1 pseudogene is annotated in these 911 nt (G+C 43.8%); it reads right to left on the reverse strand.

Annotated elements, in window-relative coordinates:
• Positions 1-543, reverse strand: a pseudogene (locus FXW07_RS19125) (acetyl-CoA synthase subunit delta); the annotation flags it as partial.
• Positions 544-911: the final 368 nt, after the last annotated feature.

A 911-nucleotide genomic window follows, 5' to 3' on the forward strand; every position in this document is an offset into this window, starting at 1 on the left:
GTCCATGACCTCATCGTAGTTTTCCTTGACAGCTTTTGCAAGACCGATTCTCATATCGAATACGTCAATGGTAACCTGGTTCCTGTTGGGCATTACGGCGTCAGGGAAGAATGGAAGGGCTTTTTCGCCACCAACCAACACTCTCTTTCCACGGCTTCCACCATCTGCAGAGGTGTTACCTATTGGGACTTCCTGAATAGGGGTTGCCCATTCTGCAAAGTTTTCAAAACTGAATTTGGCAGGAATGAGATCCTTAAACTTAGGAGCTGCCAGAGCAGGGGAAATAGCAGGGGCAGCAGGGGCACCAGCCGCAGGGGCACCAATGCCTACAGGGACGCCGAATATGCCAGCAAGTCTTGCGAAGTGCTGTGCAAGTACTGCATTTTCCTGTCCGAGGATAGCAGCAAGCATCGGGTCAAAGCCGCCTCCAAGTCCATCGAGTTCAATCTCAATGTCCCCTTCTATAGTTACACCTTCAAGGGAGAGTATATCTACATCCTTGAACATGTCTGTCATTTCTGATAACTTAGCTTTCTTTGCCATGTAAACCTCACCTTTTCCGTAAGTTTTCCGTTTTGATGAGTGACTGTATAAATGAATATAATACAGATTTTACTTCCAGATTCTTCCCATATATGGAAAGAAAAATTGAGGCAGAAGTAAACTCTGCCACATATTTCACATGATTTTGAATATCATTTCAAGCCCTTACAAAGGGCAAAGGGGTCCATATCTTATTTCCGGAACGGTTTTCTGCAATATTACAAATTCAAAAGAAAACCGGGATTAGAATCCCAGTTTTTTCACAATACTTTCGATTTCTATTGCAGCAATTGAGTCGTCCGAAATTTCGAAGAGCGGTATGCCTTTTATATCCATTTCCTCGATTTTAGGGTCGAGTGGAATCATAC

It is taken from the genome of Methanosarcina sp. DH1 (assembly GCF_020804205.1).
Taxonomy (GTDB): domain Archaea; phylum Halobacteriota; class Methanosarcinia; order Methanosarcinales; family Methanosarcinaceae; genus Methanosarcina; species Methanosarcina vacuolata.